The sequence below is a fragment of the uncultured Brachyspira sp. genome, from assembly GCF_944393015.1.
Classification (GTDB): domain Bacteria; phylum Spirochaetota; class Brachyspiria; order Brachyspirales; family Brachyspiraceae; genus Brachyspira.
Map to the genome: position 1 here is coordinate 1 of NZ_CALXYQ010000085.1, position 5,744 is coordinate 5,744.

Annotated in this window: 3 protein-coding genes and 1 pseudogene; 1 reads left to right on the plus strand and 3 read right to left on the minus strand. The window is 22.7% G+C overall.

Translation table 11 applies throughout. The features are described 5' to 3' along the window. Both Q0K19_RS14730 and Q0K19_RS14735 read right to left on the minus strand, forming a co-directional pair. Positions 1-827 (minus strand): annotated as a pseudogene (locus tag Q0K19_RS14730) (NAD-dependent DNA ligase LigA); the annotation flags it as partial. An 812-nt stretch (positions 828-1,639) separates the two neighbouring features. Continuing rightward, positions 1,640-2,449 carry a class I SAM-dependent methyltransferase gene (locus Q0K19_RS14735; protein WP_014933734.1) on the minus strand — a complete coding sequence of 270 codons (810 nt, stop codon included), beginning with the start codon at positions 2,447-2,449 and terminating at the stop codon, positions 1,640-1,642. A gap of 393 nt (positions 2,450-2,842) precedes the next feature. Here Q0K19_RS14735 and Q0K19_RS14740 point away from each other — a divergent pair, with 393 nt between their 5' ends. Further along, positions 2,843-4,609, plus strand: a complete 1,767-nt coding sequence (locus tag Q0K19_RS14740; RefSeq protein ID WP_297249287.1) for a tetratricopeptide repeat protein — start codon at positions 2,843-2,845, stop codon at positions 4,607-4,609. Between the two features lie 76 nt (positions 4,610-4,685). Here Q0K19_RS14740 and Q0K19_RS14745 read toward each other — a convergent pair whose 3' ends face one another. Next, positions 4,686-5,597 (minus strand): Rpn family recombination-promoting nuclease/putative transposase, encoded by a 912-nt coding sequence (locus tag Q0K19_RS14745; protein ID WP_297249289.1) that lies wholly within the window; start codon positions 5,595-5,597, stop codon positions 4,686-4,688. Between the last annotated feature and the right edge of the window lie 147 nt (positions 5,598-5,744).

Sequence of the window (5,744 nt, forward strand, 5' to 3'; positions counted from 1 at the left end):
ATTTTGCTTCTTTTTTCTTGTATATCATAATAAGTTTCTAATACTTTTTTAGCATCAATATTTGGGTGAACGCCTTCAACTGTGAATCCTAATTCTGATAACAATTCCATCGATTTATATTCATTAGTTAAATCAAAATCTTTATAATTGGCAATTTGATAAGCAAAGAATTTTAATCTTCTCTTTTTACTTTCAGCACTGTCTAATTGTCTTAATCCTCCGGAAGCTGCATTTCTAGCATTGGCAAAAGGTATCTCTTCAAGTTCTTCTCTTTCTTTATTTAATGCTTCAAAATCTTTTTTTGTTATTAATGCTTCGCCTCTTACAATGAGCTTCTTTTTCTCTTTTATGCTTTTAGGAACATTATTCATCATCTTAACATTATTAGTAACATTTTCACCAACCTGTCCGTTGCCTCTTGTGCTTGCAACTGTAAGTTTTCCTTTTTCGTAAATAAGCTCTAAAGCAAGACCGTCAAATTTATTTTCAACAGTATATTTTATCTTACTTTGATTAAGTTCCTTTTGCATTCTGTTATCGAATTCCAAAAACTCTTCTTCATTCATAACATTAGAAAGCGAGTACATAGCAATAGGGTGCTCAAATTTCTCGAACTTTTCTAATATAGTGCCTCCCACTTTATTAGTAGGGCTGTCATCTTTTTTTAATTCTGGAAACTCTCTTTCAAGATTTTCTAATTCCCTGAAAAGTTTATCATATTCATAGTCTTCTATTTCAGGATTATCATCTGTATAATAAAGTTTGTTATGGTAATTAATAGTTTCTGTTAATTGTTCAATTTTTTGTTTAGCTTCTTCTTTATTCATAATTTTATTCCTTAAATAAAAATATAGTTTAAACCTAGTATAATATTAATTATCTAAATATATTTTAATTATTTTAATAAAATATTTTTTTATATCAACTTTTTTTTACCTATGCTAAATCAAACTTCGTCAAATTTTCGAAAATACTAATAAAATAATTATATTGACAGTTTCGTTTAATATGCAGTGGTAAAATAATAAAAAAATTGATAAAGTTAAAAATTTTCAGTATATACTTAAACAAATATAATTTGTTAATTTTGATATTTTTTCAGATGTATTATCAACTTTTTTGATGCACATGCTCTGTGGGCTTCGCCAAAGTTGCTGCTTCGTGAAAACGCAATTGCTAAACTTTATATTTTAAAAATATTTATTAAATGTAAAATATAACCTAAATTTAGCCTAAAAATGCAGTTCTTTTGGTTCTTTTATACCAATAAAAGAACTGGGGTGTGGGGCAAAGCCCCGCAAATATTTTAAATTAAAAAAATTATTTTGACAAAATATAATTGTTATGTATATAGGATCAATTTTTCTATACACATAAACTCATTTACTATAATCAATACCATTTTTAGTACAGAACTCTATACCTACACTGTCATTTTCCTTTGCAAGCTTTATCAAGTATTTTTCCATTTTTGTTTTTTATATAGTTGTATTTGTTTTGATTATACTACAAATTTAAAATACCAGAAAAATAAACATTCTAGAGGGTGGGGAGTGTAATTAAATTTAAAAACTTTTATTACATTTCCATATTTTTTATATTTTATAATTTCATTATAACAAATCAATAATTTATATTATTAAACAAGATTGATATGCAAAGTATTAAAATTTATCATTTTTTTTAAAAGCGGTAAATATCTTAATATTCCAATAACTCCCCATCTATTCTTAAAATAATCCGCATAATTATAGCTATTTATAAATCTTATATGACTACTTAATTTTTCTATATCTGATGGTACATCTAATCCCCATCTAAATACAGCATTTGTTTCTTTTACTGTTTCATGATGTTTTGTATTTTTAGCTGCAATTGTAGGTATAATATCAAATATAAAATGACTGTTAATAAAATTCTCAGATAATTTTTCTATTAATTCCCTTATATAAGTTTCTTCTATATACATCAAAACACCTTCAGATATTATTATTACAGTACCTCTTACTTTAATATTTTTTATCCACCTATAATCTAATATAGACGATGATATGCATTCATAATTTTTATTATTTTCAAGTTCTGAAAAAAACTGTTTTCTCAAAGAAATAACATCTTCAAAATCTATATCATACCAATATATGTTATCTTTTATAAATCTAATTGCCCTTGTATCAAGCCCTGCTCCTAAATTAATAATAGTAAAACTTTCTGACATGCTTTTTTCAATAATATCTTTTATTATATCATCAATTATTTTTGTTCTTATACAAGTACCTACTTGACTTCCTTTGGAGTTTTTAAACTTTGAAAAATCATAATCAACTTTATTTAATATATCTATAGATTTAGAATCTACTATAATAGCATCTTTTCTTTTACTCTCCTCTGCTTTTGCCCATAATGTAATTAATAAAGTTTCAGATACACCATTTAAATTAATATTCATAATATAATCCCCTTAAATGTTAGAATGCTATAACTTTTTTAAAAATTATATAACTTTATATGTTTTTTGTCAAATATTATTAATAAAATAACTTACAGCCACACTTTATTCTATAATAAATAAATTTTAAAGTTTAATATAAACTATCTTTATAACTTATTTAGAAATTGCTGCCCCCGCCCAAGCATTAATTAAATTTAAAGTCTATTTAACGCACGCTAAACCAAATTTAAAATATAGAAAAATTATAAATGACAATCAAATTATATTTATAGATTTATTCTCCGTGCGATGAGTAGAGAATAAAATCTATCAACCTAAATCATGAACTAAATATTGTTTATATTTTTGAATTTAGCTATATAATATATTTAAAATATAATAGGATAAAATATGTCTGATAATAACAACACCATAGAAAATACTAATAATAACACAAAAAATAATAAAAGTAATATTGAAAATAAACAAGAAGAATGTTTTTTCAAAAGGCATTCTACTTTTATATTATATTCTATTATATGTATAATATTTTTATTATTTTTGATATGCAAATATTCTAAGTACACAGATGAAAGTAAAACATTAATAGAAAAGAGCATAAAACAATTTGAATTAAACTCACAAATACAATTAAGCAATTATTATGAGTTCTTGAAAGCAACGGTTACAAATGAAAGTTTTGAAAATAAAGAGTTTATAAAAAATACATTAGAAGAAGCATTCAAACCTAATATAGATTTACTTAGAGAAACGCTAAAAGACAGTAAAGACTTTTCAATAAATACAGTAACTTTCTGGCTAGCATTTTTATCTTTAATAATGATAATATTCACCATTTTAGGCATATACGCCAATAATAAAATAATGGAAAGCAATCAAAAGCAGTCGGAACTTATTATAAAAGAAACAAAATTAGAATCAAATAAAACTCTAGAAGAATTAAATAAAAAAGCCCAAGAAATAGAATCAACATTAAATAAAATAGAAGAACAAACAAAACAATCAAAAATAAATGCTGACAGAGCTAAAGTAAGTGAATTATTTGCAAGAGCATTAAATGAACAAATGAATAAAAATTATGATGAAGCCATAAAACTTTATTCTGAAGTATTAAAAATATATTCTGATAATATTATGGCTATAAATAATATGGGAAATATATATTCAAAAAAATATATAGAAACTAATGATGATAATTATTTTGTGTTGGCTAATGATAATTATCAAAAATTATTAAATAAAAACAGTAATGATTTTAGTGTTTTACTAAATAAAGGACTTTTATATTCAAACAAATATTATAAAACTAAAGATGACCAATATTTCAATAAAGCCTTAGAAGATTATGATAAAGTATTAAATATTTATAAAAACAATATTAATGCTTTAAATAATAGAAGTATATTATATTCATATAAATACAGAATAACTAAAGATGACCAATATTTCAATAAAGCCTTAGAAGATTATAATAAAGTATTAAATATTTATAAAAATAATATTGATACTTTAAATAATAGAGCTAATTTATACTCAGATAAATATAGAGAAACTAAAAAAGAAGAAGACTTTAATAAAGCCTTAGAAGATTATAATAAATCTTTAAATATAGACAATAAAAATATTAATGTTTTAACTAATAGAAGTATATTATATTCAAATAAATATAGAGAAACTAAAAAAGAAGAAGACTTTAATAAAGCTTTAGAATATTACAAAAACGCATTAAATATAAATAGTAATTTTTATTTAATATATAATGGTATTTCTTATTTATATTTAAATCATTATGAAATAAATAAAAATAAAGAAAGTTTATCAGAAGCAGAAAAATATTTAAATGAAGGTTTAAAACTATATCCTAATGATTTAGAATTATCAAATAATTATGGTGTACTATTATATTTCAAATATAAAGAAAATAAAAAAATTGATAATTTAAATAATTCTGAAATGTATTTTAATAAATCTATAGGAAATACTAGAACTAAAGAAAACATAGGAGAAACCTACTACTATTTATCTCTTGTATACGATGAATATGCTGAACTTGATGAAAATATAAGCGGATATTCAAAAGAAGAATGTGAAAAGAAAAGTGATGAGTATCTTCAAAAGTCAAAAGATTTAGGATTTAAGCATTTTATGGAGAAATAAAATCATATAACTTTATAATATATATAAAATAGTATATGTTATAAAGTTATATTTAAAGATAGTAAAAACAAATAAATTATAGACTTTCTATTTTATCAATACTTAACCCTGTTAATTCACTAATAAGTTTTATATCCATATTTTTATTTTTCATTCCTTTAGCTATTTCAATAGATTTGTTTATTTCTCCTTCCTCTCTACCTTCTGAAATACCTTGTTCCTTTGCTTTTTTCAAATCTAATTCCAAACTCTTATCAAAAAAATATGAATCTATTTCTCTTTTTTTATATTTATCCATTACAGGACTATCATTAACAAAAGTATTACATTTCTTTTCTACTTCTTCAAAAATAGTATTTTCTTTTATAAGTATTGACATGTCTTCCCCCTTAAAGAACTTTACCCAAGAAATAAATTCTTTATTAAGTTTTTCAAAATCTTTTATTTTAGTTATATCTGTTAAATTAAATTTAGGCAATTCAATGAAATGTAACTGACAATGATCTGTTAATATTCTATTGTTATTTAATTCTTTTAAAACATAGCAGCTATGAACATCATCTGTTAATATAAAGTTTGTAATATTTATACTTATAACGGCTTTTAATTCATCATAAATTCCGCCTCTATTCAAACTGCTTGTGTAATTATAAGCCCAATAAAATAAAGCCCTTTTTACAAAATCTTCATTTCCTCTCGCTTGAATCTCTATTAATACAGTTATTCCTGTTTCAGTTGTAGCCTTTATATCAACTATAGACTCCTTTTCATCATAATTTTCTGCGATGTTAAAAGGATTAAGTATTTCAATTTTTGAAAAAGTTGCAAAGTCTGAATCTTTAAATACAGAATTAATAAAATGCAAAGCTATATGTTCATTTCCAGTATGTGAAAATAGATAACGCACAAAATAATCATTAATCCTATTTAAATTATTTACTGTAATAGGTTCATTTAATATTTTTTTAAGCTTTTCTAAATATTCCATATTTTTATTATAATAAAATGTTTGTATTTTGTCAAAAATTGTTTTTTAACTTCATTGCTTACTAATAAATTTGACATAACAAAGAAAATTAATTATACTATATAAAAATACTATTAACGAGGTGATATATGGAGAATAATATCAGTA